The sequence below is a fragment of the Streptomyces sp. NPDC015242 genome, from assembly GCF_043079125.1.
In the GTDB taxonomy this organism is placed as follows: domain Bacteria; phylum Actinomycetota; class Actinomycetes; order Streptomycetales; family Streptomycetaceae; genus Streptomyces.
The window spans coordinates 451,071-476,682 of the sequence record NZ_JBIBUF010000008.1; the positions used below are offsets into that span (position 1 = coordinate 451,071).

At 72.1% G+C, this 25,612-nt stretch carries 30 protein-coding genes and 1 pseudogene; 10 read left to right on the plus strand and 21 right to left on the minus strand.

Annotation, left to right across the window (positions count from 1 at the left end; translation table 11 throughout):
* The first annotated feature begins 128 nt into the window (after positions 1–128).
* The 3 genes from ACF07N_RS27630 (at position 129) to ACF07N_RS27640 (ending at position 3,967) form a co-directional block, all read left to right on the plus strand.
* The gene (locus ACF07N_RS27630) at positions 129–947 is read left to right on the plus strand and encodes a class I SAM-dependent methyltransferase (protein ID WP_392117887.1); all 819 of its coding nucleotides are present in this window, start codon (positions 129–131) and stop codon (positions 945–947) included.
* A gap of 234 nt (positions 948–1,181) precedes the next feature.
* Positions 1,182–2,264 carry an NlpC/P60 family protein gene (locus tag ACF07N_RS27635; protein WP_392117889.1) on the plus strand — a complete coding sequence of 361 codons (1,083 nt, stop codon included), beginning with the start codon at positions 1,182–1,184 and terminating at the stop codon, positions 2,262–2,264.
* Positions 2,265–2,617: 353 nt separating this feature from the next.
* Positions 2,618–3,967: a PP2C family protein-serine/threonine phosphatase gene (locus tag ACF07N_RS27640; RefSeq protein ID WP_392117892.1), complete on the plus strand. Its 1,350-nt coding sequence runs from the start codon at positions 2,618–2,620 to the stop codon at positions 3,965–3,967.
* Positions 3,968–4,049: 82 nt separating this feature from the next.
* Here ACF07N_RS27640 and ACF07N_RS27645 read toward each other — a convergent pair whose 3' ends face one another.
* The 4 genes from ACF07N_RS27645 to ACF07N_RS27660 all read right to left on the minus strand — a co-directional run bounded on the left by ACF07N_RS27645 (position 4,050) and on the right by ACF07N_RS27660 (position 6,681).
* Positions 4,050–4,382: a DUF2516 family protein gene (locus ACF07N_RS27645; protein ID WP_392117895.1), complete on the minus strand. Its 333-nt coding sequence runs from the start codon at positions 4,380–4,382 to the stop codon at positions 4,050–4,052.
* Positions 4,383–4,486: 104 nt separating this feature from the next.
* Positions 4,487–5,164 (minus strand): hypothetical protein, encoded by a 678-nt coding sequence (locus ACF07N_RS27650; protein WP_392117897.1) that lies wholly within the window; start codon positions 5,162–5,164, stop codon positions 4,487–4,489.
* An 82-nt stretch (positions 5,165–5,246) separates the two neighbouring features.
* Positions 5,247–5,852, minus strand: coding sequence for a helix-turn-helix domain-containing protein (locus ACF07N_RS27655; protein ID WP_392117900.1), 606 nt, complete (start codon positions 5,850–5,852; stop codon positions 5,247–5,249).
* A gap of 178 nt (positions 5,853–6,030) precedes the next feature.
* On the minus strand, positions 6,031–6,681 hold the full coding sequence (locus ACF07N_RS27660; protein ID WP_392117903.1) for a class I SAM-dependent DNA methyltransferase: 651 nt from the start codon (positions 6,679–6,681) through the stop codon (positions 6,031–6,033).
* 111 nt (positions 6,682–6,792) lie between these two features.
* On the opposite strand from ACF07N_RS27660, the gene ACF07N_RS27665 reads away from it, so the two are divergent.
* The 3 genes from ACF07N_RS27665 to ACF07N_RS27675 all read left to right on the plus strand — a co-directional run bounded on the left by ACF07N_RS27665 (position 6,793) and on the right by ACF07N_RS27675 (position 9,199).
* Positions 6,793–7,332 carry a DUF2269 domain-containing protein gene (locus ACF07N_RS27665; RefSeq protein WP_392117906.1) on the plus strand — a complete coding sequence of 180 codons (540 nt, stop codon included), beginning with the start codon at positions 6,793–6,795 and terminating at the stop codon, positions 7,330–7,332.
* A gap of 72 nt (positions 7,333–7,404) precedes the next feature.
* Positions 7,405–8,001, plus strand: a complete 597-nt coding sequence (locus ACF07N_RS27670) for a TetR/AcrR family transcriptional regulator (RefSeq protein WP_383335880.1) — start codon at positions 7,405–7,407, stop codon at positions 7,999–8,001.
* 4 nt (positions 8,002–8,005) lie between these two features.
* Positions 8,006–9,199, plus strand: coding sequence for a GDSL-type esterase/lipase family protein (locus ACF07N_RS27675; RefSeq protein ID WP_392117909.1), 1,194 nt, complete (start codon positions 8,006–8,008; stop codon positions 9,197–9,199).
* Positions 9,200–9,260: 61 nt separating this feature from the next.
* On the opposite strand, the gene ACF07N_RS27680 is transcribed toward ACF07N_RS27675, so the two are convergent.
* The 5 genes from ACF07N_RS27680 to ACF07N_RS27700 all read right to left on the minus strand — a co-directional run bounded on the left by ACF07N_RS27680 (position 9,261) and on the right by ACF07N_RS27700 (position 14,990).
* Positions 9,261–11,276 (minus strand): HelD family protein, encoded by a 2,016-nt coding sequence (locus tag ACF07N_RS27680; protein WP_392117912.1) that lies wholly within the window; start codon positions 11,274–11,276, stop codon positions 9,261–9,263.
* A 41-nt stretch (positions 11,277–11,317) separates the two neighbouring features.
* Entirely contained in the window at positions 11,318–11,941 is a 624-nt protein-coding gene (locus ACF07N_RS27685) for a TetR family transcriptional regulator (protein ID WP_392117914.1), read from the minus strand.
* A 42-nt stretch (positions 11,942–11,983) separates the two neighbouring features.
* A complete protein-coding gene (locus ACF07N_RS27690) occupies positions 11,984–12,733 on the minus strand; it encodes an HAD family hydrolase (protein WP_392117917.1) in 750 nt (249 codons plus the stop codon).
* A gap of 33 nt (positions 12,734–12,766) precedes the next feature.
* Positions 12,767–14,017: a phosphotransferase family protein gene (locus ACF07N_RS27695; protein ID WP_392117919.1), complete on the minus strand. Its 1,251-nt coding sequence runs from the start codon at positions 14,015–14,017 to the stop codon at positions 12,767–12,769.
* A gap of 85 nt (positions 14,018–14,102) precedes the next feature.
* Positions 14,103–14,990 (minus strand): GntR family transcriptional regulator, encoded by an 888-nt coding sequence (locus ACF07N_RS27700; protein WP_392117922.1) that lies wholly within the window; start codon positions 14,988–14,990, stop codon positions 14,103–14,105.
* A gap of 178 nt (positions 14,991–15,168) precedes the next feature.
* On the opposite strand from ACF07N_RS27700, the gene ACF07N_RS27705 reads away from it, so the two are divergent.
* A complete protein-coding gene (locus ACF07N_RS27705) occupies positions 15,169–15,360 on the plus strand; it encodes a hypothetical protein (RefSeq protein WP_392117925.1) in 192 nt (63 codons plus the stop codon).
* 14 nt (positions 15,361–15,374) lie between these two features.
* Here the strand turns inward: ACF07N_RS27705 and ACF07N_RS27710 are convergent, their stop codons facing one another.
* Genes ACF07N_RS27710 through ACF07N_RS27720 form a run of 3 tightly spaced genes read right to left on the minus strand, consistent with a single transcriptional unit; the run spans position 15,375 to position 17,812 of the window.
* Positions 15,375–16,169 carry an HAD family hydrolase gene (locus tag ACF07N_RS27710; protein ID WP_392117928.1) on the minus strand — a complete coding sequence of 265 codons (795 nt, stop codon included), beginning with the start codon at positions 16,167–16,169 and terminating at the stop codon, positions 15,375–15,377.
* Between the two features lie 51 nt (positions 16,170–16,220).
* Positions 16,221–16,922, minus strand: coding sequence for an HAD family hydrolase (locus ACF07N_RS27715; RefSeq protein ID WP_392117931.1), 702 nt, complete (start codon positions 16,920–16,922; stop codon positions 16,221–16,223).
* Positions 16,922–17,812, minus strand: coding sequence for a GntR family transcriptional regulator (locus tag ACF07N_RS27720; RefSeq protein ID WP_392118082.1), 891 nt, complete (start codon positions 17,810–17,812; stop codon positions 16,922–16,924). The genes ACF07N_RS27715 and ACF07N_RS27720 overlap by 1 nt, the downstream gene beginning before the upstream one ends.
* Positions 17,813–17,981: 169 nt before the next feature.
* On the opposite strand from ACF07N_RS27720, the gene ACF07N_RS27725 reads away from it, so the two are divergent.
* Positions 17,982–18,170, plus strand: a complete 189-nt coding sequence (locus tag ACF07N_RS27725) for a hypothetical protein (RefSeq protein ID WP_383335885.1) — start codon at positions 17,982–17,984, stop codon at positions 18,168–18,170.
* 38 nt (positions 18,171–18,208) lie between these two features.
* On the opposite strand, the gene ACF07N_RS27730 is transcribed toward ACF07N_RS27725, so the two are convergent.
* The 3 genes and pseudogenes from ACF07N_RS27730 to ACF07N_RS27740 form a co-directional block, all read right to left on the minus strand.
* The gene (locus ACF07N_RS27730) at positions 18,209–19,111 is read right to left on the minus strand and encodes a FadR/GntR family transcriptional regulator (protein WP_392117934.1); all 903 of its coding nucleotides are present in this window, start codon (positions 19,109–19,111) and stop codon (positions 18,209–18,211) included.
* Between the two features lie 249 nt (positions 19,112–19,360).
* Positions 19,361–20,616, minus strand: a pseudogene (locus tag ACF07N_RS27735) (GNAT family N-acetyltransferase).
* 77 nt (positions 20,617–20,693) lie between these two features.
* Positions 20,694–21,329 (minus strand): aerial mycelium formation protein, encoded by a 636-nt coding sequence (locus ACF07N_RS27740; RefSeq protein ID WP_392117937.1) that lies wholly within the window; start codon positions 21,327–21,329, stop codon positions 20,694–20,696.
* Between the two features lie 212 nt (positions 21,330–21,541).
* On the opposite strand from ACF07N_RS27740, the gene dtd reads away from it, so the two are divergent.
* Complete coding sequence (dtd, locus tag ACF07N_RS27745; protein ID WP_383335889.1) at positions 21,542–21,967, plus strand: D-aminoacyl-tRNA deacylase; 426 nt, start codon at positions 21,542–21,544, stop codon at positions 21,965–21,967.
* A gap of 19 nt (positions 21,968–21,986) precedes the next feature.
* Here the strand turns inward: dtd and ACF07N_RS27750 are convergent, their stop codons facing one another.
* From ACF07N_RS27750 to ACF07N_RS27760, 3 genes are read right to left on the minus strand one after another with little or no spacing between them, the layout of a single operon-like run.
* The gene (locus ACF07N_RS27750) at positions 21,987–22,952 is read right to left on the minus strand and encodes a YgfZ/GcvT domain-containing protein (RefSeq protein ID WP_392117941.1); all 966 of its coding nucleotides are present in this window, start codon (positions 22,950–22,952) and stop codon (positions 21,987–21,989) included.
* Positions 22,953–22,962: 10 nt separating this feature from the next.
* Entirely contained in the window at positions 22,963–23,400 is a 438-nt protein-coding gene (locus ACF07N_RS27755; RefSeq protein ID WP_383335891.1) for a Fur family transcriptional regulator, read from the minus strand.
* Between the two features lie 16 nt (positions 23,401–23,416).
* Positions 23,417–23,992, minus strand: coding sequence for an FABP family protein (locus ACF07N_RS27760; RefSeq protein ID WP_094055664.1), 576 nt, complete (start codon positions 23,990–23,992; stop codon positions 23,417–23,419).
* Positions 23,993–24,195: 203 nt separating this feature from the next.
* Here ACF07N_RS27760 and ACF07N_RS27765 point away from each other — a divergent pair, with 203 nt between their 5' ends.
* Complete coding sequence (locus tag ACF07N_RS27765; RefSeq protein ID WP_309097648.1) at positions 24,196–24,558, plus strand: DsrE family protein; 363 nt, start codon at positions 24,196–24,198, stop codon at positions 24,556–24,558.
* On the opposite strand, the gene ACF07N_RS27770 is transcribed toward ACF07N_RS27765, so the two are convergent.
* The 3 genes from ACF07N_RS27770 to ACF07N_RS27780 form a co-directional block, all read right to left on the minus strand.
* A complete protein-coding gene (locus tag ACF07N_RS27770) occupies positions 24,552–24,938 on the minus strand; it encodes a VOC family protein (RefSeq protein WP_392117945.1) in 387 nt (128 codons plus the stop codon). The two genes, ACF07N_RS27765 and ACF07N_RS27770, sit on opposite strands and share 7 nt — an antisense overlap.
* A gap of 36 nt (positions 24,939–24,974) precedes the next feature.
* Entirely contained in the window at positions 24,975–25,235 is a 261-nt protein-coding gene (locus ACF07N_RS27775; RefSeq protein WP_392117948.1) for a DUF3099 domain-containing protein, read from the minus strand.
* 86 nt (positions 25,236–25,321) lie between these two features.
* Positions 25,322–25,609: a DUF1416 domain-containing protein gene (locus ACF07N_RS27780; RefSeq protein ID WP_003991226.1), complete on the minus strand. Its 288-nt coding sequence runs from the start codon at positions 25,607–25,609 to the stop codon at positions 25,322–25,324.
* Positions 25,610–25,612 lie beyond the last annotated feature (3 nt).

Consider the following 25,612-nt stretch of genomic DNA (forward strand, 5'->3'; position numbering starts at 1 on the left):
CCGGAGGAAGGCGCTCCATTTCCCGGTTCGCGAGTTTTACCGAAACATTACCGCTGGTCGCTCAACCGTTCGACGGTCGGGCCCGCCCGGGTCCGCCCGCCGCCCGGGCGCCGCATACCCTCGTAGGCATGACCACCCGCTCCGCCACCCGCCCCCTGGGAACGGTGACGCGCGGGACGACCAACCCGAACCGGCTGCGCCGCATGGACCGCTGGATCGCGGCCACCCACGGCGCCGAGCTGCGCCGCGCCGCCGACCCGGTGGCGGTGGACCTCGGGTACGGCGCCGCCCCCTGGACGGCCGTCGAGCTGCTGCGGCGGCTGCGCGCGGTCGCACCCCGCACGCGGGTCGTGGGCATCGAGATCGAACCGGCCCGGGTCGCGGCGGCCCTGCCCTACGAGCAGGCGGGGCTGGTCTTCCGCCACGGCGGCTTCGAGGTCCCGGTCCCGCAGCGGCCCCTGCTGGTCCGCGCCGCGAACGTGCTGCGGCAGTACGAGGAGCACGAGGTCGCGGCCGTGTGGGAGCGGCTGTGCGGGCGGCTCGCCCCGGCCGACCCCGCGACCGGCTCGCGCGGCGGGCTGCTCGTGGAGGGGACCTGCGACGAGATCGGACGCCGGCACGTGTGGGTCGCGCTCGGCCCGGAGGGGCCCCGCACGGTCACCTTCGCCGCCCGGCTCGGCTCCCTGGACCGCCCCTCCGACCTGGCGGAACGCCTGCCGAAGGCGCTCATCCACCGCAACGTCCCGGGCGAGCCCGTGCACGCGTTCCTGCGCGACTTCGACCGCGCCTGGGCGGCCGCCGCGCCCTACGCCTCCTACGGAGCCCGGCAGCGCTGGATCCGGGCGGTGCGCGATCTGACCGCCGGCTGGCCGGTCGTGGACGGGCCGGCGCGGTGGCGGCAGGGGGAAGTGACCCTCCGCTGGGAGGCGTTGGCGCCGCGCGGGTGAGGACCGCCCGGCGGGTGCGGGCGCCCGGGGGGCGAAGGGGCCCGTGCCGGGCGCGCCCGGCACGAGGGAACGATCGCCGTGAGTCGTTCGTCACACACGGGGGGAGAGCGCGGGGCGGGGGCATGGCGGGGCGGGAGTGGCGGGAAGTACTCCCTCTGTCGTTTTGCCCGCCGGCATGGCAACATCCCTGGCGAACCGCATGTTACTGACGGTTAATCAGTTGGGGGACGACATATGGGAACGGGCAAGCGTGGCCTGATCGCGACGGCCGTGGCCGTGGTCTGCGCGATCACGGTGCTGGCAGCGCCGGGCACGGCATTCGCGAGTCCCCACCCCGACCCCGAATCGACCTCCACCGCGAGCCCGGCCCGCACCCCCGGCCCGGACCTGGTGGCCGTCCGCGAGAAGCTCGACAAGCTCTACCGCGCCGCCGCCCGAGCCACCGACGAGTACAACGCCGCCGAGGAGAAGGCCGACCGGCAGTCCGCCGAGATCGTCAAGCTGGCCAAGAAGATCGTCACGGGCAAGGAGCGGCTGGAACAGCTCAAGAAGCGCGCGGGCGCCGCTGCCGCCGCCCAGTACCGCGGCGGCGGGCTGCCGCCCGAGGCCCGTCTGATGCTCAGCGACGACCCGCAGGAGTTTCTCGACGGCACGGGCCGGGTCCGCCAGGGCCATCACGCGACCAAGGGCCTGATCGGCGAACTGACGCGTACCCAGCAGGACTTGGAGCAGTACGCCCAGGACGCCTCGGCCCAGTGGAAGAAGCTGGAGGCGGGCCGCAAGGCCAAGGCCGCCGCCCAGAAGAAGATCGAGAAGCAGATCGCGCAGGCCGAGAAGCTGGAGTCCGAGCTGCGCGCGGAGGAGCAGGAGCGCCTCGCCGAGCTGGAGCAGGAGGCGGCGGACGAGGCCCAGACCGCCTGGCTGGACTCCGGGATCCTCGCCGAGATCGACGGCAGGGCCACCGAGCAGGGCAGGAAGGCCGTCCAGTACGCCACGGCCCAGGTCGGCAAGCCGTACCAGTGGGGCGCCGAGGGACCGAAGAGCTACGACTGCTCGGGGCTGACCTCACAGGCCTGGCTGTCCGCCGGCCGCGGCATACCGCGCACCTCGCAGGAGCAGTGGAAGCGGCTGCGGCACATCGACGTCCGGGAGATGCGGCCCGGCGACCTCATCATCTACTTCGACGACGCCAGCCACGTCGCGATGTACATCGGCGACGGGGCGATGGTGCACGCCCCGCGCCCCGGGCGGACCATCACCATCGCCGGGGCGGGATCCATGCCGATCCTCGGCGTGGTCCGGCCGGACGCGGGCTGAACCGCCCACCGCGCACCGGATATCGGACAGCGGGGCACCGGGCGGCGGGCACCGGGTCCCGGGCAGCGGGTCCCTGCCGCAGGCCGCCGAACCCGGGGGTGACCTGCGACACGTGACCCACTCCACGCCGAACACCCCCACGAACAGCGCGCCGACGTGACGTTCGTCATCCCCGCAGCATCACGGGCCTGTCCAACTGCGGGGCATATCGCGGCATATGACACCGGCCGATGGCACAGCGGCGTGGCCCACACCATTCCTATGCGGCGCCGACACCCGCTATGGTCCCGGTCGGTGGGTCGAGGTCCCTCGCCCCCGCCATGCCCTCGGGGGGAGGGAAGGAACCCAAGACGATGCCCGCACCCATACCGCGGCAGAGAGCGATCCCGGCCGTGGAGAGTGGTCAGGCGCAGGCCGCGTCCGTGTGCGGCGGCTCCGCCGAGGACTCCGTGAAGGACGCCTCGGCGCGGACCCCGCGCACCCCGGACACCGCCGGAAACCCCACGGACAAGGTGGAGCACCACACCGCCCACACCAACCTGACGCTGCTGCTCATCGAGGACGACCCGGCGGGTTCGCCGATCGTGCCGGACCTGCTCGACCAGGCCGGCAAGCCGATCCGCGTCCGCACCGCCCGCAACCTCACCGAGGCCGAGCGGCTGCTGACCGACGACGTCCACTGCATCCTGCTGGACCTCGCGCTGCCCGCGCCGGGACACGGCGACTCCGACGACGAGCTCGCCGTGCTCCGGCACGTGCTGGAGCTCGCGCCCCGGCACGCCGTCCTGGCGCTCACCGCGTCGGGCGACGCCGAGCGCGGCGCGGAGGCGGTGCGTGTGGGCGCCCAGGACTACCTCTTCCGCGACGAGCTGGACGGCCGGCTGCTGAGCCGCGCGATCCGCTACGCCGTGGAGCGCAAGCGCTCCGAGTCGGCCGAGCGCCGGCTCGCCGAGGGCAAGCTGCGCGCCCAGGAGAACCGCCGCCTGGAGCGCGGCCTGCTGCCCACCCCCCTGCTGGAGGGCTCCTCCCTGCGGTTCGCCGCCCGCTACCGCCCGGGCCGCTCGCGCGCCCTGCTCGGCGGTGACTTCTACGACGTCGTACGCACCCCGGACGGCACCGTGCACGCCATGATCGGTGACGTGTGCGGCCACGGCCCGGACGAGGCCGCGCTCGGGGTGGAGCTGCGGATCGCGTGGCGCGCGCTGACGCTGGCGGGCCTGTGCGGCGACCAGCTGCTCGGCACGCTCCAGCAGGTGCTGGAGCACGAGCGGGCCGACGACGAGATCTTCGCGACCCTGTGCACGGTGGACATCGCACCGGACGGCCGCCGCGCCGGCCTGTGCCTGGCGGGTCACCCCTCGCCGCTGCTGGCGAGCCCCGGCCGGCCGGCCCGGCTGCTGCCGTACGACAACAACGGCCCGGCCCTGGGGCTGCTGCCCGGGGCCCGCTGGCCGCGGATGCAGGTGGAGCTGGGCGCCGAGTGGAGCCTGATGCTCTACACCGACGGGCTGATCGAGGGCCGCGTGGGTGAGGGCGGGGAGCGCCTCGGCCAGGAGGGCATGACGGAGATGGTCCGCCGCCAGTTCGCCGAGGGCCTGCGGGGCGAGCAGTTGCTGCGCGCCGCGGTGAACGAGGTCCGCGACCTCAACGGCGGCGAGCTGACGGACGACGTGGCGGTCCTGCTGCTGGACCGGGTGCCGTAGCGGGAGGCCGGACGCCGGACGGACGAGGCGCGCTACGGACGAGGCGCCGGGCGACGGGAGTCGCCGGACCGGAGGCGGGCGGCTACCGGCCGCCGTTCCACGGGCCGTAGGGGCCGTCGCTGCTGGAGCCGCGGTTGCTGCGGCCCCCGCCCGGCAGCGCCCGGATCGCCGGGCGTACGTCGACCATGTACACGATCGTCGCGACGAGGCCGATGATCGGCAGGAACGACAGGATCGGGAAGAGCAGGTTCACCACGAAGGCGAGCCCCAGGACGATCAGCCAGAACGGCTTGGTCTTCTTGTCGGCCGCGCGGTAGGCGTCTTCCCTGCGCACGGCGGCGTCCAGCAACGCGAAGCCGCTGAAAACGATCAGGGCCATGCTCAGAAGCCACATAAACCCTGCGAAGCCCTGCATCAGCACAACGTCCACCACCCGACTCGGCTCGTCCCTACGCGGTCACCGTACCCGTACAACGGGCCGGGCACCCTCGGGGTGCCCGGCCCGCGTCGGCCTCCGGCTCACTTCGCCGGGGGTGTCTGCTTCTTGGCGGTGGTGGTCTTGCGCGCCGGGGCCTTCTTGGCGGCGGGGGCCTTCTTCGCCGCCGCGGCGGCCTTGGCCTCGGAGGCGATGACCTGGGCGGGCTTCGGCTCCTCCTTGACCTCGACCGGCTCGGACTTCGGCTCGACCGCGATCGCCAGCTCCTCGACGCTCCCGGCGACGTCCTCGATGCTGTCGGCGGCCTCGCCGCGCCAGGTGCGGACGGCCTGCTCGCCGTGCTCGGCGACCTTCTCGTAGGTCTCGCGGGCCTTGACCGCGTACTCGGCGGCCACGCCGACGCCGCGCAGCGCGAAGTCCTGGGCGCTCTCGCCGAACTTCTTCAGGTCCGCGTCGATCGTGCTGCCGATCTTCTTCACGTCGAAGGTGCCGATGAACTCCGTGACCTTGTTCTGCAGGGCCTCCTGCGTCTCCTTGACGCGGGCGGAAGCCTCCTTGGCCCGGGCGGAGGCCTTCTCCTGCACGGCCTTGGTGTCGGTGTTGCGCACGGCGTCGAGCCGGGCCGGCGCCTGCGACCGCAGCTGCTCCACCAGGGCCGGCACCTTCTTGGCCTGCTGAAGGGCGAGGTCGGCGGTGCCCGCCGCGAAGTAGAGCGGGGTCGGGTCGCTGAGGGTCTTGCGCAGGTCGTCGGTGATGGCCATGGTGATGGTCCTCCCGGATTTCTCTGAGGGTTCGGCTGAGGGTTCGTGTGATCCGTGGCGGCGGCCGGTGCCCTGGTCCGGCTCAGCCGGCCGTCTGCCGCGGATCGGTGTCGCTTCCATCGGTGTCGCTTCCGCCGGTGCCCTTGCGGGTGCGGCGGGCGGCGGGCTCACCGCCGTCGTTCGTGCGGGTACGGCGCGCCGGCACGGCGCCGGCCGGGCCGTCGCCGTCGGCAGGGGACCCGGCGGGCAGGTCCGCGTCGGCCGCGCGGGGCCGGCGTATCTCCGCGCCGGCGCCGGAAGCGTCCGCGGCCGCCGCCTCCCCCTCGCCGTCAGCGCTGCCGAACCCGTTCTCCTTGCGGAAGGACTCGTAGATCTGCAGCAGCACCTGCTTCTGCCGCTCGTTCAGCGTGGGGTCGGCGAGGATGACCGCGCGGGTCTCCACCTCGTCCCGGTCCCGCTCGGCGTCGAGGATCCCGGCACGGACGTACAGCGTCTCGGCGGAGATCCGCAGGGCCTTGGCGACCTGCTGCAGCACCTCCGCGCTCGGCTTGCGCAGCCCGCGCTCGATCTGGCTGAGGTACGGATTGGACACCCCGGCCGCGTCGGCGAGCTGCCGCAGCGACAGCTGCGCGGTGCGCCGTTGCTCGCGCAGGTAGTCACCGAGGTTGCCGACGTTGAGCGATGCCATGACTCCACAGTGCAGCACCCCGCTAACTATTGCAAGCACCCGCTTGCAATAGTGCGCCACACCACGCGGCCGGCCCTGTGCCGCCCGACCGGCCCGGCGTGTCGCACCGCCCCGCCCGGTACCCGGCGAGGCGGAGAGGATGCCCGGCCGGTCGCGGGAAGTCGGGCGGCACCCCGCGTCAGCCGCCGGGCCTGTACGCCAGGAACGTGCCCGACCGCCTGGTGGAGGTGCCCTCCGGTTCCCGCACCATGCGTGTCCTGACCTCCAGCCCCGCCTCCGCCAGGAGTCCGGCGATGCGGTCCGGCGGGAGGAGGTACGACTCGTAGGAGACCGGATGGCCGCCGTAGGCGCCGGCCGGGCGCAGGTGCTCGCCCTCGCCCACGTGGCCGGCGAGCATCAGCACGCCGCCCGGCGCGAGCGTGCGGTGGATCTCGGCGAAGACGGCGGGCAGGTGCCGGGGCGGGGTGTGATGGGTGGAGTAGTACGCGAGGACGCCGCCGAGTTCGCCGGTGGCGATGTCCAGGGCCGTCATCGAGCCCGCGGTGAACCGGAGTTCCGGGTGGGCCGCCCGGGCCAGTGCGACCATCCGCGGCGAGAGGTCCACGCCGAACACCTGGACTCCCAGGGCGGCCAGGTGGGCCGTCACCTTGCCGGGACCGCAGCCCAGGTCGGCGACCGGCCCCAGGGGGCGCACGAGTTCGGCGAAGGCGGCCAGCATCGCACGGGACACCGGGTCCAGTCCGGCCGGTGCGGGAACGCGCCGCGCGTACGCGTCGGCGACCGTGTCGTAGGACTCCCGGATCGCGGCGAGGTGCGGGGGTTCGGTCATGTCCCGACGCTATCCGGCGCCACGGCACCGCGGCCGTACGCCCGTGTCGGTACGCCGGGTTACTCCCGCCGTCGGACGTGCCCGGCGGCGCCGCACGGCACCGTGGGCCGGGTGAAAACCACCACCTCGAAACCGAAGCTCGGCCGGTCCGCGCGGCGGGCCGTGCTCGTCGTGCACGTCATCGCGTCCGCGAGCTGGCTCGGGCTCACGCTCGGGCTGCTCGCGCTCGGCACCACCGCCGCCACGACGGGTTCCGCCGTGAGCGTGGAGGCCTCCGTGCGGACCATGAAGCTCTTCGCCGACTGGCTGCTGCTGCCCGTGGCGTTCCTGACCCTGCTCAGCGGCCTGGTGCTGTCCCTGGGCACGGCGTGGGGGCTGGCGCGGCACCGGTGGGTCGTCACCAAGTTCTGGCTGACCCTCGCCACGACCGCCGCCACGGCGTTCGCGCTGCGCCCCGGGGTGAACCCGGCCGTCACCGCCGTCGCCGCGGGCGGGCCGCTGCCCGACGCCGGGGACGTGCTGTTCGGGCCGCTCGTCTCCCTGTCCGCCTACGTCTTCATGACCGTGATCTCCGTCCTGAAGCCATGGGGCCCGACCCGCCGGGGAAGAAGGCTGCGGGCGCTCGCCCGGACGTCCCCGCAGAGCGCCTAACAGTGACGTGCACTTGCCTAATAGCTTTAGGCAAGTGCACAATCCCTTTTGGAAGGCAGAAGGGAGCGCCTCATGGCACGCGTGGGACTGACCCCGGAGCGACTGACCCGGGCCGGTGCGGAACTCGCCGACGAGGTGGGGTTCGACCAGGTCACCGTCTCGGCCCTGGCGCGACGGTTCGACGTCAAGGTCGCGAGCCTGTACTCGCACGTGAAGAACTCGCAGGACCTGAAGACCCGGATCGCCCTGCTCGCGCTCACCGAACTGGCCGACCGCGCCGCCGAGGCCCTGGCCGGACGGTCCGGCAAGGACGCACTGGCCGCCCTCGCCAACGTCTACCGCGACTACGCCAGGGAACACCCCGGCCGCTACGCCGCCGCCCAGCTGCGGCTGGACCCCGAGACGGCCGCCGCGAGCGCCGGGGTGCGGCACGCCCGCATGACCCGGGCCCTGCTGCGCGGCTACGACCTGACGGAACCCGACCAGACCCACGCCGTCCGGCTGCTGGGCAGCGTCTTCCACGGCTACGTCAGCCTGGAGCTGGGCGGTGGTTTCAGCCACAGCGCCCCGGACACCGACGTGACGTGGGCCCGGATCCTCGACGCCCTCGACGCGCTGCTGCGCAACTGGCCCGCGCAGGACGACTCCCCCACGGACCCCCGAGGCTGACACCATGCACACCGAGCCCGACTGGATCGCCACCCCCCTCACCGCGGACCTGCTGCGCGGCGCCCTCGACCTGGAGCGCACCGAGCACGGCCTGCTCCCGCACCGGCTGCCGGCCGGGGCCCGCGCCCAGAACACCGACGAGCAGCTGGCCATGGCCGAGTCCCAGCCCTCCGGCGTACGGCTGGCCTTCCGCAGCGCCGCGACCGCCGTCGAGCTGGACATCCTGCGCACCAAGCGGGACTACACCGGCTTCCCGTCCCGCCCGGACGGCCTGTACGACCTGCTCGTCGACGGCCACCCGGCCGGCCAGACCCCGGCGAACGGCGGCAACGTCCTCACCATCGACATGACCACCTGGAACGGCACGATGACCGAGGGCCCGGTCGGCACCGTCCGCTTCACCGGTCTGCCCGCGCGCGAGAAGGACGTCGAGATCTGGCTCCCGCACAACGAGACCACCGAGCTCGTCGCCCTGCGCACGGACGCGCCGGTCGCGCCCGCCCGGGACCGGGGGCGCAGGGTGTGGCTGCACCACGGCAGTTCGATCAGCCACGGCACCGACGCCGCGAGCCCGACCGGCGTGTGGCCCGCTGTCGCGGCGTCGCTCGGCGGAGTGGAGCTGATCAACCTGGGGCTGGGCGGCAGCGCGATGCTCGACCCGTTCACCGCGCGGGCCATGCGGGACACCCCGGCCGACCTGATCAGCGTCAAGATGGGCATCAACATCGTCAACCAGGACGCGATGCGGCTGCGTGCCTTCGGCCCGGCCCTGCACGGCTTCCTCGACACGATCCGCGAGGGCCATCCGGACACCCCGCTGCTGGTCGTCTCCCCCATCCACTGCGCGATCCACGAGGACACCCCCGGGCCGACGGCCCCCGACCTGAGCGCGATCGGCGAGGGACGGCTGCTGTTCGCCGCCATGGGCGACCCGGCGGAGGTCCCCACCGGGAAGCTCACGCTGCGCACGGTCCGCGAGGAGATGGCCCGCATCGTGCGGCAGCGCGCGGCCGACGACCCGAACCTGCACTACCTGGACGGGCTCGACCTCTACGGCGAGAGCGACGCGGCCGCACTCCCGCTGCCCGACCGCGTGCACCCCGACGCCGCCACCCACCGCCACATCGGCGAGCGCTTCGCGGAGCGGGTCTTCACCGGCGACGGCGCCTTCGCGCGGTCAACCCGTCCGGCCGGCTGAGCAGGGCGGGCGGTGACGTCCGGGCGGGCGCCCGCCGGGATCCGGACCCGCCCGCCCGGGATCAGAACGGCAGCGGCCTTGCGTGCACCACGTCCAGCCGCGTCACCGCCCGTGTCAGCACCACGTACAGCCAGTGCAGTCCCCGCTCCTCCGCCTCGGCGACGGCCGCCGGCTCGACGGCCACGACGTGGTCGTACTCCAGGCCCTTGACCAGGCTCGCGGGCACCAGAGAGACCCGCGCGCCGAGTTCCTCCGGGCCCGCCGCCGCGACGCCGGCCGCGTCCAGTGCCGCCCGCACCCGGGGCACGTCCACGTCCGCCGCGACCACCCCGACCGAGCCCGGCCGCCCCAGCGCGTCCCGTACGGCCGCCACGACCGCGGCGGGCACCGCGTCCGGGGCCGTCTCCCGCAGGCGCAACTCCCCGTCCCCGCGCAGCGACCGGGCCTTCGGCACGTCCACGTCCAGCCGCTCCAGCAGCCGGTTGGCGAGCTGGACCACGGCCCGCGGCACCCGGAATCCCGTGCTGAGGGCGACCACGGCCGCGTCCGGCTTCCCCAGGTGGGCGAGGACCTCGGGCCACGAGCGCGCCGCCCACGGCGTCGTCCCCTGCGCGAGGTCGCCCAGCACCGTCAGGGAACCGAACCGGGCCCGGCGGGCGATGGCCCGGCACTCCATCGGCGACAGGTCCTGCGCCTCGTCCACGACGACGTGCCCGTACCCCTCCGGGTGCTCGATCAGCCCGGCCACCTCGTCGAGCAGCACCAGATCGGCGGCCGACCAGCGGGCCGACTTCCACGACCGGGGCGGCTTCGCCCACAGCAGCGCCCGCTGCTCCCCGGCGTCCAGCAGCCCGCCGGCCGCCGCCGCCAGCGCCTCCGGGTCACCGAGCAGTCCGGCGACGACCTCCTCGGGCCGCACCCGGGGCCAGACGGCGTCCAGGTACGCGGACACCGGCCGCACCCGCTCGACGCGGCGCACCCAGGCGTTCGGGGGCGGCCCGGCCCGCCGCTCGGCCTGCTCGCGCAGGCTCCGCACGATCCGCGCCCGCACCCGTTCCCGGCCGACCGCGTACGGCGGTTCCTCCTCCCGCACGCCCGCCACGATCGCCGCCAGCTCCGCTTCCGGCACCCGCCACCGGTACGAGCCGTCGGGCACGGTGAGCGGACCGGCCCCCTCGGTGCGCACGCGCGCGTACAGCGCCCGCCGCAGCACCCGGGCCATGCGGGCGTCGTGCTTGACGACGGCGGCGGCGACGTCGTCGACGGCGCACACCGGCCGGTGGGCGATCTCCTCGGCGAGCGTCGACTGCCGCACGCCCGTCTCGCCGAGCGCCGGCAGGACCTCCGCGATGTAGGACAGGAACGTGCGGTTGGGCCCGAGGATGAGCAGACCGCCGCGCCGGATGCGCTGCGGGTGGGTGTAGAGCAGGTAGGCGGCCCGGTGCAGGCCGACGGCGGTCTTGCCGGTGCCGGGAGCGCCCTGCACGCACACCGACAGCGCCAGGTCCCCGCGGACGAGGTCGTCCTGCTCGGGCTGGATGGTGGCGGCGATGTCCCGCATGGGACCGACCCGGGGCCGTTCGATCTCCCGGGCGACGATCGCGCTGGCCCGGCTCTCCCCCTCCCCGAGGTGCTCGTCCTCGAGACCGGTGAGGTCGGCGGAGTCGCCCCGGCTGCCGGGCGCCCAGCCGAACCTCCGCCGTACGGCGACGCCCTGCGGGTCGCGGGCGGAGGCCTGGTAGAAGGCGCGTGAGACGGGTGCGCGCCAGTCGACGACGAGGGGCGGTTCGGCCGGGTGCTCGGAGATCCGCAGCCGCCCGATGTGCAGCTCGCCCTCCTGTCCGCGCAGGGCCCCGAAGAACAACGGCCCCTCGGGCAGTTCCCGCAGCGCCTTGGCCCGGGTGCGCAGCCGGCGGCCGAGGACCTCGGCGTCGGCGCCGGACGCGGAGACGTCCTCGCCGGTGACGACCTGTTCACCGGCGCCCTCGACCATCGCGGCGAGGGCGTCCCGGCAGCGGTCGTGGTGGGCGCGTTCCTGGTCGAGGGCGTGCTGGAGGGCGGGTTCAGTGGACGTCATTCCACCGAGCGTACCGAAGAAAGGTAACCGAGTTAAATTTATTACCGAGTCACACCCGGCTCGCCTCCCGGCCACCCGGCCGCCAGCCGGCCGAAGGCCCGTTCCGCGGCCGCCACCGCGTCGGGCCGCACGTCCGCCACCCGCTCCCCCGCGGCGATCCGCCGCCAGTTCTCCAGCGCGAGGACCCGCAGCACGGCCATGACCTGCCCGGCCGCGAGCCGCGCGTCCAGATCACCGCCGAGCACCTCGGCCAGCGCCGCCTCGGACCGCTCCTGGTGCGCGTAGGCCCGGGCGACCAGGGAGGGCGTGCCGTAGAGCAGGGAGTGGAAGGCCAGCACCTGGGGGTGGTCGTTCAGCCCGGTCACGGGGTCGCACCGCTCCAGCCCGGCCAGGACGTGCCGCCGCAGCGCCTCCACGGGCGGCTCGGCGGACTCCGCCACGACCCGCGCGGCCTCCCCCTCGTGGTCGGCGATCCGGTGCAGCACCAGATCCTCCTTCGCCGGGAAGTACCGGAACAGCGTCGGCTTGGAGATCTCGGCCGCCGCCGCCACCTCCGCGACGGACACCGCGTCGAACCCCTTCTCCAGGAAGAGCCGGATGGCGATGTCCGACACGGTCTCGTACATCCGCTGCTTCTTGCGCTCACGCAGGCCGGGGTGGGTCATGAGGGGAGCCTACGATCCGTGCCCGACGGCAGCGGCACGGTGTCACACCCCGGAACCCCACACCCCCTCCACCAACGGGCCGTAGGACGTGACCACCATCGCGGCCTCCACATCGCACAGCGCGCGGACCTTGCGCTCGTTGCGTCCGTAGCCGACGAACTCCACACCGGCCCGTGCCGCCGCCTGGACGTCCGTGGGCGTGTCGCCGATCATCACCGCGTCGTCGGGGTCGAGGCCGAGGACGCGCAGCGCGCGAAACAGGACATCGGGGTGTGGCTTCATCGAGCCGGGGTCTTCGGGGCGGCGGCCCTGGACCGTGGTGAAGAACGGGAGCAGTCCGCGCCGGTCGAGATGCGCCTCGGCCGCCAGCGGGGAGTTGTTCGTGACAACGGCCAGACTCGCCCCTCGGCGCGCCAGTCCGCGAATGAGGTCGTCGGCGTACGGAGTGTGCCACTCGTGGTGGGCGGCGACGAGCTCGGCGGCAGCGACTTCACCGGCCGTGAGACGCTCCTCCAGGACACGCAGCAGCTCTCGCAGGCCGGGCGCCCCGGCCCGCCGGGCTCGATGGACCGCACCCAGGACCACATGCGGGTCCTTGTGGGTCCGTTCCTCCGCGCCGAGGACGGGGGAGGCACCGTAGGCATCGACCTCACGCCGGAGTTCGTCCGCGATCGGTTTCGATCCGTCCTCGGGGAACAGCCGGCAGATCGGGCCGTCGAAGTCGAAGAGCACCCCGCGGGCCCCGGCCAGCACCCCGCGTACGTCCGTGAACACGTCGACACCGGCAACCATGACCCCTCCCGCCCGCTTTCCGCTCGGTCCCTCTCAGCTCCGTACGCCCGTCGGTTCCCTGCGCTCCGCAGCGGCCGGACGCGGCGTCCGGACACGGAGTCGCTGCCTTCGAGGGCGCCGGGTTATGTCGTCCGGCGTGATCGCGTCGCCCCCGGGCAGGTCCTTGGCCGACCGGGTACGCCATTCCCGGTCCGCGGCATGCCACCGGCGCAGCGCCTCTCCGACCTCGCTCTCGTCCCGGGGAACACCCGTGAGCCCCAACGGCCTCCAGGCCCGGTGCAACGCACGGCACACCCGGTCGGCCGCCTCGGACAGTTCACGTTCGGCGGGACGCTCGGACAGATACAGAGCGGCCCGCATCACGTCCGGATAGAGCGACTGGACGTGCTCGAAGTCGCGGTACGTGCGCAGACCCCGGTCCAGGTCGGCGGTCATCTCACCGTGCCCACCGCTGCGCATCGCCTGAGCCCACAGGTCGATCATCACCTCGCGCTCCTCCTTGACGTAGTCCATCCGGACCAAGTGGGTCGCGAGGTCGTGCAACGGGTCACCGAACAGGGCGAGTTCCCAGTCGATCACCGCCAGGCGCTCGCCTTCCCCGGCCGGCAGGACCAGCACATTGGCCCGGTGGACGTCCGTGTGCAACAGCGTGAACGGGCGCTGGGCGGGGGCCCGGAGTGTGCCGAGGAAGCGTTCCACGGCGTCGAATGGAATGCCCACCGCGTCGAACAGCATGCCGAAACGGGGCCGATTGGCCTGGTGCACGCGCTGCTCCGTGAACCGGGCGAGCCACGCCAGGAAACCCTCACTGTCGCCGTCGTCCGGCCAATCGTCGGGCAGTGGCGGGAGATCGGCCCTCGGCACCCCGGCCAATTCGGCGAAGAAGGCGGCGAGTGCAGTCAGCCGGTCAGGGCCGACCCGCTGCCCGGGAGGAGCCACCTCGGCGAGGGTGGGGCCCGGCAGATACTCGTGCAGAGACCATGCTCCGAAGTCCGCCAGGCACCGCGGTACATGAGACACCCGGCCGTCGAGCACGCGCAGCAGTTCGGACTCCTGCCGCCACAGCCGCGGCACCACTTCGACCGCCTGCCTCGGTGTGCGGAACTTGGCGAGAGCGCCTGCCGACCGCTGCCCCAGCAGCCAGGCCAGCGGAGTTCCCAGAGGCAGGACGAGGTTCGTGTTGTGATGGCCGGAAACCACCTCCCCGTCGGGGCTGCGGCGCCTTGCCTCCGCGAGTCGGCGCACCAGCGGATGGAGCGCTCTGCGGTGCAGAGGGGACGACATGGGCGCACAGAGTAGTACGAAGGCCGGTGAGACTCACCGCGTGTCACTATGTGGACAGGCATCCTCACGTTGAGTGCCGGGCACTTCACTTCTCTCCCTGACTCGTTGATCCCAAAACATCCCAAGCCGACTGGAACCAGTCACTTTTCTCTTCGAAGAACGCCACTTCCCGGGCATCCGCGGACCGGCTGTGGAAGTAGTGGAGCCTTGAGAAGCCGCCGAGCACGTCCACCGCTTCGACCTGGGTCTCGGCCTCGTCGTCGAGCGTGATGACGGTCTCCTCCGGCAGGTACATCCCGTAGAGCATGTGCTGCTTGTTGAGGACGTACAGCTTGAACGCGGGCGTCAGCAGCACCCGCCTGACCTCCAGGCGGGCGTCCACACCCGCTTTCGCGAGTTGCTTGACCAGCTTGTCGGTCTCTCTGGCGTACTTGCGTGCCATCGCGCGCCATCGCTGATGGATCCGGGAGTCGCCCGGATCCTTCGCCCGGGGATAGGGCAACGGCTGGTCCTCACTCGGGACGAGCATGCGGATGCTCAAGGACCGCGGCGGCGTCTTCTTCTCGACGATGATGCGCTCGGCCTCCCTCTTGAGGTGGCCGTACAGCGTCTCCGAGGTCAGCGTGAAGACATCGAGGCTCACCTCCCCCGCCTCCCGGAAGGCGCGCTCGATCCACGCGCCCAGAGCAGGCTGGGCCGCCACATCGTCGACGACCCCCTCGGGGGGCACGTCCGGCACGGCCCGGACCCAACTGCCGCTGCCCTGCCGGACGTCGAGCAGGCCCTCCTCGGCGAGCCGTTTGAGGACGCGCTGCAGCGTGTCCCGGGAGACGCCCAGGTCCGCGGCCAGCTCACGTTGGGGCGGCAGCGCACTGCCGACCGGGTAGGCCCTTTCCGCGATGCGCCTCCGCAAGAGCTCCTCCACCTGCTGGAACCTGCGGCCGGCGCCTTCCCTGTTCGCTGAGCTGGTCATGCTCAGAACCTACCGCCCTCGTACCGGAAGCACACCATCCCCAGGCAAGTCCCTCCGAACAAGCGAGCCGCCAATTGGACTGAGGATTAAGGATCTCACTTCACGGTTAGACCAATTTTAGTCCACCAGTCCAATTGATGGATCGGCCCTGCGACCGACGACCCATAAGGGGAACACCATGGTGATAGCGCCGGCTCTGCAGCTCGTGGGTGTGGTGTTCGTGCTCGGTTTCGAGCAACTCGTGCAGTGGAAGCTCGGAGCGATGGGGCTGATTGCCCTGTTCCTCCTGGCCGTTGGCCTGAAGGCGCGAAACTCGACGTGCGCGTCCCTCGGCGCCGTGATCCTGCTGCTCCTCATGACGGACCGCTGAACGCTAGCGGGAGCTCAGCTCCGCAGCAGCTTCAGCAACGGCTCCAGCGACACCAGGACGACCTCGGCACCGGCGTCCCGCAGCGAGGTGAGCGTCCGGCCGTTGCGCGCGTATCCCAGGAACGGCACGCCGGCCTTCTTGGCGGCCAGGAAGTCGGTGGGGGTGTCACCGATCATGAGAGCCGACGACGGGGCGGCACCCGTCGCGCTGAGCGCGCGGTTCAGGCAGTACGGATCCGGCTTGAGCAGCTGGAGGTCTCCGGTCCGGCCGTACACATGCGGCGCGAAGCAGGAGAGGAGGCCACGGCTCGTGAGGTATTGCCGTATGACCTGCGGCGAGTTGTTGCTGGCGACGGCCAGGCGGACGCCTACAGCGGTCCAGGTACGGATCAACGGGTCCGCGTACGCGGTGGGCATGGCGGTGGTCGCGGCCTGCATCTCCAGCTGGGTCAAACGCTCCTCCAGCTCCACGGTCAGGTCACTGCCGGGGTGACGGTGGCCTACGGCGCGCAACATCACATGAGGGTCGAGCGACTCGCGCTCCGCCTCCGTGAGCACGCCCTGCCGACCTCGGTCAGCCAGCCAGGACATCAGGTCGTGCGCCACCCGCTCCGCCGAGTGGCCCGCGAACAGGCGGCAGATGGGTCCGTCGAAGTCCCACAGCACGACACGGGCCCGTCTGACCAGACTGCGGAGTCCATACGGATCGTCTTCGGCCGTGATGCTCACCGAACCAGTCTGCGTCGCATCAGAAGTCACTAGGAGAGTGTCAGGTCCGTGGGGATGGTTTCCCAGAGGGCGTCGAACCACTTCTGGCATTCCCCAGGGTGTCGCGCGTGGCGAGCATCGTCCCGCCCAGGCTCACACCGAAGACTTGAGAAGCCCGAGAGGTTCGTCCAGCGAGCCCACGATGTGCGACGGGTGAACGCCCGCGGTAAGCAGCGACTCCCGTTTCCGCTGGTTGCGTGCGTAGCCGAGGAAAGGGACGCCCAGTGCCAGGGCCGCCTGGTAGTCCGTCCCCGTGTCGCCCAGCATCAGGGCCTGCGACGGCTGCGCGTCCAGCGACTCCAGGGCCAGGGAAAGGCAGTGTGGGTCGGGTTTCATCCGGGCGAGGTCCTCGGTGCGGCCGTGGATGTAAGGGAAGCAGCCCGTGAGCTGCCGGGTCTCCACATAAGCGGCCGCTGCGCGCGCCGAGTTGTTCGTGGCGATGGCGAAACGGGCACCCAGCGCCGACCACGTCCTGATGAGTGGGTCGGCGTACGGCGTGGGCAGCGCCCGAGGGACCGCCATGAGCTCCTGCTCGGTGAGCCACTGCTCCAACCGCGCGATCGCAGCGCTGTCGGCATGCCGCTCGGCGACCAGGAGCAGCACGGCCAGGGGGTCGGGGCCGAAACGCTCCTCTTCGGCGAGGAGCCCGTCCAGCCCGAGACGTTCGAGCTCCATCACGAGGTCCCGTGCCACCGCGTTCGCCGGATGGCCCGCGAACACCCGGCAGATCGGCCCGTCCAGGTCCCAGACGACGTAGCGAACCGGAGCAAGCAGTTCACGCAATTCCTGAGTCACTAGGAAAGTGTCAGGTCTGTCGTGATGGTTTCCCAGAGGGCGTCGAACCACCTCTGGGACTCCTCCACGAAGGACGCGTCCCGTCGGCCCGCCTGCTTCAGGAAGGAGAACAGCAGGGAGTGGGAGCCCAGCGCGTCCCACATGTCCAGGGCCCGGCCGCCCCACTCCTCCTCGCGCCGGATCAGCATGTAGTAGCCGATCAGCGCCTCCTGCTCGTTGAGCAGGTACAGCTTCACCGGCGGGGTGAACGGCAGCGCCCGGAACCGCACCCGTACGTCCATGCCGTGCGTGGAGCGCAGCGTCAGCAGGTTGTGCTCCAGGACCCGGAGCTGGGCGTTGCGCATCTCCAGCCAGCGCTGGTGCACGGGATCGTCCGCACCGTCCTCCTCGACCAGGCGCGGGAACGCGAGGTTGATCTCCCGGGACGGGAGCAGGACCCGCAGGTCGATCGACTTGGGGCGGGCCCCGCCTCCGTGGATCCGCCGCAACGGCTCCCCGAGCGCCACCATCAGCGTCTCCGACGTGTGGCAGACCACGTCCACGTGGACGGCCGTCGCCGAGAACGCCTCCGTCAGCCGTGGCGCCAGGCCCACCATCGTCGGCTGGGGCTCGTCCCGGGCGGGGGCGGGGGCGGCGACGCGCGGGGGGCTGCCCTTGGAGACGTCGGTGAGCAGGCCGTCCTCGTGGAGCACCCGCAGGGCCTGGCGCACGGTGCCGCGTTCCACGCCGAACCGGTCCGCGAGTTCGGCCTGGGTGGGCAGGCGGTCCCCCGGCCTGAGCTCACCGGCACGGATGCGTTCCCGCAGGTGATCGGCGATCTCCTGGGGCGAGTGCCTTCTGCTGCCGTTCACTGCCACGTTCTCCGCCACGCTCTCCTGAGTCACGACCAGACGCTACAACTCTGCCTTATCTGGCGGCAGTTGCCTGAAAGTTGTTTATGACAGACGACCAAGTGGGGACAACTTAATCAGAGTTGGTTGCCAACTTCTCGGAGTTGGCGGAAGTTTTGCTTCCGAAGTCCCGGCCTCCCGGACTTCCGGCTCCCGAAGGGGGAATCCGATGCCCGCCCTCGCGCTCCTCTCCGCCGCCTTCGTCGTCGCCTTCGAGCAGCTCGTGCAGTGGAAGTACGGCCCGGCCGGCATCGTCGGCCTGGTCCTTCTCACCGTGGGCATCAAGGCCAAGAGCCCGGCCGTCAGCTCCGCGGGAGCCGTCGTCCTCGCACTGCTGATGACGGGGCCCGCCCTCTGAGTCACCCCGCCTGCCGGGACCGACCCCCGTGGGAGACCTCAGCTCGTGAGCACCAGCTCCGAACTGATCGTCTCCCACAGTGCGTTGAACCACAGGTGGGACTGCTCCACGAAGGTCGTGTCGCGCTGGCCGGGCCCCTGCCGGAAGGAGAACAGCATCGACCGGGTGCCCTGGGCGTCGTACATCTCCAGCTGCTCGTGGTCGAACCGGGCCTCCCGGCGCGTCAGCGTGTAGTACGCGAACAGCGCCTCCACCCCGTTGAGCAGGTACAGCTTCACCGGCGGCGTGAAGGGCAGTGCCCGGAAGGTGACGTGCACGTCGATGCCGTGCGTGGCGCGCAGGGCCAGCAGGTTGTGCCGGAGCACCTGCCCCTGGGCGTTGCGCATCGCCAGCCACCGGTCGTGCACCCGGTCCTCGCCGCGCCCCCCGACCGGCACCGGGAAGGCGAGGTCGATGTCCCGGCTCGGCAGCAGGACCCGGACGTCGACCTTGGCCGGTTTCAGCCGTCCCGCGTGGATCTGGCGCAGCGGCTCACCGATGGCGAGGGTGAGGGACACGGACGTCAGGCAGACCGCGTCGATCTCCACGTGCTCCGCCGCGAACGCCGCCGCGATCCGGGGCGCCAGTGCCACCGTCGTGGGCAGCGGCGGGGCCTGTGGGCCGGTCAGCGCCCCGGCCGGGTCCGCGGCGACGGTCGCCGGACTGCCCTTGGAGACGTTGGTCAGCAGCCGCTCCGACTGGAGGATGCGCAGCGCCCGGCGCACCGCGCCGCGCTCGACGCCGAACTCGTGGGCCAGCTGGGCCTGGGTGGGCATGCGCTGCCCCACGCGCAGCTCCCCTGACGTGATCCGGGCGCGCAGTTCGTCGGCCACCTCGCGATGTGTCCGCTGTGGCCGCTGCGACCTCGTCCGTCCAGTGGCGGAGGCGTGTTCGGGGTCCACATCTCCACGCTACAACTTCCCGCCATCTTGCGGCAGTTCACGGAGGGGTGGTTATGAGCCGCTTCCAAGTGGAGATAAGTACAGAGAAGTTGGTCACCAACTTGCGCAACCTGGACCGGCCTTCAGGGGGTTGGCCAGCCGGTTCGGGGGCTCCCTTCCGGAGGGGAGCCGGGAGCCCCGCCGCACGACCACACAACCGAACAGCTCGCTACGGATGCGGGTCCCCGTCCACCGGCAGAAGGGAGCGGCTCAGAACAGGTCCGGGCACCACGGCCGCCTGGACGTACGCAGCAGGGCGTCGGCCTTCCGGGCGGCGCCCGCTCGTTCTTCCCGCACCCGCCCCAGCGCCGCCAGCCGCACCGCCGACGCGTCCCCCAGCCACAGCGCCCCGAGTTCGCCGACGCCCAGCGTCAGGTCCGCGCTCGCGGTAGTGGACGCGCACACCGCCCCGCCGGGCGAGGCCTCCAGCCGGTAGCGCCCGCCGGTCAGCCCGTCCACGCCGGCCACCTCCAGCACCAGCGTCCCTTCCCCCTCGTACGTCCGCGCCTGAAGGGCCCGTTCGACGTCGAGGATCCGCACCCACAGCCAGTCCGCCAGGGACGTGATCGCGGCCGCCCGCGGGTCGGGCAGGAGGTGCGGGAGCAGGTCGTCGGGGGCCCGCCGGCCGCTCTTGACCTTCACCACCCAGTCGACAGAGCACAGGTACTCCCACAGGGCGCGCTCCGCGGCCGGGGTGACGCCGGTCAGCCACCGCACCGAGGCCGTGTTGAGCGGCTGCTTGGCGTCGCCCCAGTTGTCGTCCACGTCGTAGGCGACCATGCCCTCGACCTCGCCGGACGCCGAGCGGTACACCGCGTGGAAGGGGTCCTTCCAGGACGGGTCGACCCGCACGGCGCCGGTGTTCCACTTCCACCACAGCTCGTCGCGGTCGATGGCGCCGGGCTGCACCCGGCACAGCCGCTCGTGCAGCTCGGGGCCGAGCTTGCGGACCTCCGCGCCGTCCACCAGGTCGATGCGCCCGCCGTCCGCCGGGCCCGCCCAGCGGGCGTCGAGACCGGCGCGCGGCACGTCCACCGTCCACTCGGCCGTCGAGGTCGCCTGCCCGAAGCCGTAGCGGCCGTAGATCGGGTACTCCGCCGCGATCAGCGTGGCGACGACGTCCCCGCGGTCCTTCGCCGCGGCCAGGTCCCGGGCCATCATCCGGCTGAGCAGCCCCCGGCGCCGGTGGGTGGGGTGGACGGTGACGCCCGAGACGGCGTCGGCCGCGCCCCGCCCACGGCCGTGAGCCGCTGGCCGAAGGAGCGGAAGGTCGCCACGCACCGGCCGTCGTCGAAGGCGCCGAGGTACCGGCCGGCGACGAACCGCTCGCGGCGGCCCTCGATCTCCTCCTCGGACAGTGCCGGCACCCGCAGGAAGCCGGTGTTCACGGCACGCAGCCAGTCCTCGAACTCGGCTTCCGTGATCGGGCGTACGTCGATGCCGTCGGCGCGGGGGGCGGAGGTCATGGCCTCACGCTAGGCGGCGGGCCGGCCCGGTGTCGCGTCGATATCCGACCGGCCTCCCCCGCGCCGCCCGGGGCGGCTCACACCAGCAGGTCGTCGATCTGCGCCTCGCCCTCGCGGTAGCGGCGCGCGATCTCGGCGCCGCACTCGTCGGCCCTGCGCTGCAGCCGCTGACGGCGCCGGGAGACCTGCTGCTCGTGGCGCACGAGTCTCCCGATGCCCGTGTTCAGCTCCGCGTCCGTGCGGGCCGCAAGGTCGGACAGCTCCACCTCGTCGAGCATCTCCGCGGCCAGCCGCCGGAACTCCTCGCCCTGCGGGGTGCCCAGCGTCACGTGCCGGGCGGAGGAGCGGTGCCGGGCCGGGCCGTCCCGCAGGATCTCCGCCAGCCGCTCCACCACGGACGGCTCCGCGCGAGCGTCCGCGCAGGCCGCCTCCGCCGCCGGGGCACGACGCGCCAGCTCCGCGCGCAGGATGTCGATGCGCCCCTGCAGCAGCCGCCGCAGGTAGCTGAGGTCGGCCTCGTCGCGCTGGGCCTCACCGCGCAGTGCGCGCAGCTCGGGCAGGCTCAGCGCGGCCAGATCGGGCTCGGGGGCGTCCGAGGGCAGCCGCGGGCTGTCCGTGCGCTGGATGGGCGGCCGGTGGTACTCCGACGTGCCGACCCCCGGGTACGCCGACCGGAAAACCCCCGGGTACTGCCCGGTGCTTGGTGTGCTCATGTGCCTCAACCGTCCCCTCGACCGGTGTGTGAATGCATCGTGCCACCCCAAGTGGCCGCTATGGGAACGAGTGCCCCCGATAGACCCCAGATGGGCGGTTAAGCAGCAAAATACGGTCCAGCACCGGCAGTTGGCGTCCGGCGCAAACCACCCTTTCGGGCCATGCGCGCACCGGTCACGGCACTGACGTCACCTCCCGGCATGATGGACACATGCGAGCTGTGGTGCAGAGGGTGGACGGCGCGAGCGTCGTCGTGGACGGCGAGACGGTGGGGTCGATCGAGGGCGAGGGGCTGTGCGTCCTCGTCGGCGTGACCCACGAGGACACCAAGGAGAAGGCGGCCCAGCTGGCCCGCAAGCTCTGGTCGATCCGCATGCTGCACGACGAGAAGTCCTGCAGCGACATCGACGCCCCGCTGCTGGTGATCAGCCAGTTCACCCTCTACGGAGACGCCCGCAAGGGCCGCCGCCCCACGTGGAACGCGGCCGCCCCGGGGGACGTCGCCGAGCCGCTGGTCGACGAGGTGGTCGCCCAGTTGCGCTCGCTGGGAGCGACGGTGGCCACGGGCCGCTTCGGGGCGGCGATGAGGGTATCGCTCACGAACGACGGCCCGTTCACCGTGGTGATCGAAATCTGACCCGAAAGATCTACAAGTCCTACGGCTCGACGACGACTTCCTGGGCCGCGGCCGTGTCACCGGCCACCAGGGGCGCGTCCACGGGCACGTTCCGCTTCACCAGGGCGAGGGCGACCGGACCCAGCTCGTGGTGGCGCGCGGAGGTCGTGATGAAGCCGATCTTCCGTCCGTCGGGCCCGTCCTGCGCGAGCCGCAGCTCGGTCCCGGCCACCGGCAGGTGCACCTCGCTGCCGTCCAGGTGCAGGAAGACCAGGCGGCGCGGCGGCTTGCCCAGGTTCTGCACCCGGGCGACCGTCTCCTGGCCGCGGTAGCAGCCCTTCTGCAGGTGCACCGCCGAGCCGATCCAGCCCAGCTCGTGCGGGATGGTGCGGTGGTCGGTCTCGAAGCCGAGCCGGGGCCGGTGCTGCTCCACGCGCAGCGCCTCGTACGCGAGGATCCCGGCGGGCGGACCGGCCTGCGCGGCGAACGCCTCCAGGTCGGCGCGCGGCAGGAACAGGTCCCGGCCGTGCGGGGTCTCACGGACGGCGGCGCCCTCGGGAACCTCGGCGATGGAGCCGGCCGGCAGGTGGACGACCGCGACGTCCGCGGTCCGGTCCGCGACCTCGACCCGGTAGAAGAACTTCATCGACTCCAGGTAGGCGATCAGCGCCTCCTGGGTGCCCGGCTCGACGTGGGCCCAGACCGTCTCCCCGTCGTCGACCAGGTACAGGGCGTGCTCGATGTGGCCGTTCGCGGAGAGGATCAGCGCCTCGGTGGCCCGGCCCGGCGGGAGCTCGCTGACGTGCTGGGTGAGCAGCAGGTGCAGCCAGGCCAGCCGGTCCTCGCCGGTGACGGTGACGACCCCTCGGTGCGAGAGGTCCACGAAACCGGCGCCGTCGGCGAGGGCGCGCTGCTCACGGAACAGATCGCCGTAGTGGGCGGCGACGCCTTCGTCCACGCCCTCGGCGGGGACAGCGCCGGGCAGGGTCAGCAGAGGGCTCTTCATGTCCCCAAGCCTACGACTCGGTAGTTGAAGCCTTGAGCGTGCAGTCCCGGCACCGGCCGAAGATCGCGAAGTGCTTCATGTCCGTGTCGAACCCGAAGGTCTCGCGCAGCTTGGCCGTGAACTCGGCGGCCACGGAGACGTCCGCCTCGATCACGTTCTGGCAGTCCCGGCACACCAGATGGATGTGGTGGTGCCGGTCCGCGAGGTGGTACGTCGGCGCCCCGTGGCCCAGGTGCGCGTGGCTGACCAGACCGAGCTCCTCCAGGAGCTCCAGCGTCCGGTACACCGTGGAAATGTTGACCCCCGACGCCGTCTTCCTCACTTCCACGAGGATGTCGTCGGGGGTCGCGTGTTCCAGGGTGTCCACGGCTTCGAGCACGAGTTGCCGCTGCGGGGTCAGCCGGTAGCCGCGCTGCCGCAGATCGCTCTTCCAGTCGGTGCTCACCACACGGACGAGTCTAGGACTACTTGAAGAAAGCGATGCCGTCGTCCGGCATGTCGTCGGGCAGGGCCTTGGCCCAGCGCTCGACCTCCTCCGGCGTGACGACCTTCTTCAGGTGGGCCGACATGTAGGGGCGGAGCTCGACGTCGGGGGTCTGCTTCTCGCCGACCCACATCAGGTCGCTCTTGACGTAGCCGTACAGGCGCTTGCCGCCGGTGTAGGGCTGCGAGGAGGCCGTGCGGGCCACCGCGTCCGTCACGAGGTCGATCTGCGGCTTCTTGTCCGCCAGCTCGCCGTACCAGATCTCGATGACGCCGTCGTCGCGGGTCATCGTGACCTCGACCTTGCGGTCGGCGTCGACGCGCCAGTAGCCGTGCTCGGACTCCAGCGGGCGGACCTTGTTGCCGTCGTTGTCCAGCACCCAGGTGTGGGACCGGTACTCGAGGAAGTCCCGGCCGTCATGGGTGAAGGCGACCTCCTGCCCGAAGTTGCACTTCTCGGAGCCGGGGAAGTCGTGCACGCCGGCGCCCGCCCAGTTGCCGAGCAGGAAGGCGAGCGGGACGAGGTCCTTGTGGAGGTCGGACGGGATCTCGATCATCAGAACTTCCTAGAGGTGGGTCAGCGCTGGCCCTGGTACAGCTTCTTCACGGTCAGTCCGGCGAACGCGAGGACGCCGACGGCGACCAGGACCAACAGGATTTCGAAGAAAAGCTCCACGGGGTGCTCCTTGAGCGGGGTGCGGATGTAAGCACAGGGCCGGCCCCAGCTTACGCGGGCCCCTGCGGCACTACGATTCCGGCTATGGCGAAGAAGCTGGTGATCAAGGTGACGGCCGGGGCGGACGCCCCCGAGCGGTGTTCCCAGGCGTTCACGGTCGCGGCGGTGGCCGTGGCGAGCGGCGTCGACGTCTCCCTGTGGCTGACCGGCGAGTCCGCCTGGTTCGCGCTGCCCGGCCGGGCGGCCGAGTTCGAGCTGCCGCACGCGGCGCCCCTGCCCGACCTGCTGGAGTCGGTCCTGGCGGCCGGCCGCGTCACCCTGTGCACGCAGTGCGCGGCCCGGCGCGAGATCACGGAGAAGGACGTCATCGAGGGCGTGCGCATCGCGGGCGCCCAGGTCTTCGTGCAGGAGGCGCTGGCCGACGGGACGCAGGCGCTCGTCTACTGAGACGCGTCCGTGGCCTCGGTGTAGAGGCAGAACGGGTGCCCGGCCGGGTCCAGCAGCACCCGGACGTTCTCCTGCGGCTGGAAGTCCGCGAGCCGCGCCCCCTCGGCCACGGCCCGCGCGGTCTCCCGTTCCAGGTCGTCGACCTCGATGTCCAGGTGGAGCATCATCTGCTGCCGGTCCGGGCGGCCGGGCCAGACGGGCGGCACGTAGGCGGTCTCGGTCTGGAAGGCCAGGCCCGCACCGCCGCCGGGCGGCCGGATGCGCACCCAGTCGGGGTCGCCCTCGTCGCGCCACACGCCCCAGCCGGGCAGCAGCCGTAAGTAGAAGTCCGCGAGTGCCCGTGCGTCGGGTGCGTCCAGCACCGTCTCCGTCAGCCTCATGCAGGCGGGATACCCCACTCGGCCGGGAGGACTCCCTCACCGCGGCCGTTTCCTGCCGTCCAGCTCGTCCCACCACTCGTCGGACTGCGGGTCTCCGGAGGGATCGTCCCACCAGTGGTCCTCGGGGCCCCGACGGTTGGCCACGATGGCCGCGACGGGCGGGATGACCATCGCGACGACGCACATGCCGACGGCCACCGGGACGGACCACAGCCGCACGACGCCCCAGGCCAGGACGAACAGGCCGATGCAGAGGCCCATCAGGGCGAAGTACCTGCGCCGCCGCCGTGCGTACATGTCTCCAGCGTAGGTCCGGGCAGGCCGGAGGGCCGCACCCCAGGCGTCCAACCCGGTGGGTGCGGCCCTCCGAGGACCGGTCGCCGTCAGACGGCGATCGCGACCTCCGCCAGTCCGCCCTGCTGGGCGACGACCGTGCGGTCGGCGGTGGCGCCGGGCACGAGGGCACGGACGGTCCAGGTGCCCTCGGCCGCGTAGAAGCGGAACTGTCCGGTCGCCGAGGTCGGCACCTCGGCCGTGAACTCGCCGGTCGAGTCCAGCAGGCGGACGTAGCCCACCACGGGCTCACCGTCCTTGGTCACCTGGCCCTGGATGGTGGTCTCACCGGGCTTGATCGTCGAGGCGTCGGGGCCGCCGGCCTTCGCACCACACATGTC

Excerpts from the sequence above, each read along its gene's own strand:
- ACF07N_RS27630 (WP_392117887.1), top strand. The coding sequence starts at position 129 with ATGACCACCCGCTCCGCCACCCGCCCCCTGGGAACGGTGACGCGCGGG.
- ACF07N_RS27635 (WP_392117889.1), top strand. The coding sequence starts at position 1,182 with ATGGGAACGGGCAAGCGTGGCCTGATCGCGACGGCCGTGGCCGTGGTC.
- ACF07N_RS27640 (WP_392117892.1), top strand. The coding sequence starts at position 2,618 with ATGCCCGCACCCATACCGCGGCAGAGAGCGATCCCGGCCGTGGAGAGT.
- ACF07N_RS27645 (WP_392117895.1), bottom strand. The coding sequence starts at position 4,382 with ATGCAGGGCTTCGCAGGGTTTATGTGGCTTCTGAGCATGGCCCTGATC.
- ACF07N_RS27650 (WP_392117897.1), bottom strand. The coding sequence starts at position 5,164 with ATGGCCATCACCGACGACCTGCGCAAGACCCTCAGCGACCCGACCCCG.
- ACF07N_RS27655 (WP_392117900.1), bottom strand. The coding sequence starts at position 5,852 with ATGGCATCGCTCAACGTCGGCAACCTCGGTGACTACCTGCGCGAGCAA.
- ACF07N_RS27660 (WP_392117903.1), bottom strand. The coding sequence starts at position 6,681 with ATGACCGAACCCCCGCACCTCGCCGCGATCCGGGAGTCCTACGACACG.
- ACF07N_RS27670 (WP_383335880.1), top strand. The coding sequence starts at position 7,405 with ATGGCACGCGTGGGACTGACCCCGGAGCGACTGACCCGGGCCGGTGCG.
- ACF07N_RS27675 (WP_392117909.1), top strand. The coding sequence starts at position 8,006 with ATGCACACCGAGCCCGACTGGATCGCCACCCCCCTCACCGCGGACCTG.
- ACF07N_RS27680 (WP_392117912.1), bottom strand. The coding sequence starts at position 11,276 with ATGACGTCCACTGAACCCGCCCTCCAGCACGCCCTCGACCAGGAACGC.
- ACF07N_RS27685 (WP_392117914.1), bottom strand. The coding sequence starts at position 11,941 with ATGACCCACCCCGGCCTGCGTGAGCGCAAGAAGCAGCGGATGTACGAG.
- ACF07N_RS27690 (WP_392117917.1), bottom strand. The coding sequence starts at position 12,733 with ATGGTTGCCGGTGTCGACGTGTTCACGGACGTACGCGGGGTGCTGGCC.
- ACF07N_RS27695 (WP_392117919.1), bottom strand. The coding sequence starts at position 14,017 with ATGTCGTCCCCTCTGCACCGCAGAGCGCTCCATCCGCTGGTGCGCCGA.
- ACF07N_RS27700 (WP_392117922.1), bottom strand. The coding sequence starts at position 14,990 with ATGACCAGCTCAGCGAACAGGGAAGGCGCCGGCCGCAGGTTCCAGCAG.
- ACF07N_RS27705 (WP_392117925.1), top strand. The coding sequence starts at position 15,169 with ATGGTGATAGCGCCGGCTCTGCAGCTCGTGGGTGTGGTGTTCGTGCTC.
- ACF07N_RS27725 (WP_383335885.1), top strand. The coding sequence starts at position 17,982 with ATGCCCGCCCTCGCGCTCCTCTCCGCCGCCTTCGTCGTCGCCTTCGAG.
- ACF07N_RS27740 (WP_392117937.1), bottom strand. The coding sequence starts at position 21,329 with ATGAGCACACCAAGCACCGGGCAGTACCCGGGGGTTTTCCGGTCGGCG.
- dtd (WP_383335889.1), top strand. The coding sequence starts at position 21,542 with ATGCGAGCTGTGGTGCAGAGGGTGGACGGCGCGAGCGTCGTCGTGGAC.
- ACF07N_RS27750 (WP_392117941.1), bottom strand. The coding sequence starts at position 22,952 with ATGAAGAGCCCTCTGCTGACCCTGCCCGGCGCTGTCCCCGCCGAGGGC.
- ACF07N_RS27760 (WP_094055664.1), bottom strand. The coding sequence starts at position 23,992 with ATGATCGAGATCCCGTCCGACCTCCACAAGGACCTCGTCCCGCTCGCC.
- ACF07N_RS27765 (WP_309097648.1), top strand. The coding sequence starts at position 24,196 with ATGGCGAAGAAGCTGGTGATCAAGGTGACGGCCGGGGCGGACGCCCCC.
- ACF07N_RS27770 (WP_392117945.1), bottom strand. The coding sequence starts at position 24,938 with ATGAGGCTGACGGAGACGGTGCTGGACGCACCCGACGCACGGGCACTC.
- ACF07N_RS27775 (WP_392117948.1), bottom strand. The coding sequence starts at position 25,235 with ATGTACGCACGGCGGCGGCGCAGGTACTTCGCCCTGATGGGCCTCTGC.
- ACF07N_RS27780 (WP_003991226.1), bottom strand. The coding sequence starts at position 25,609 with ATGTGTGGTGCGAAGGCCGGCGGCCCCGACGCCTCGACGATCAAGCCC.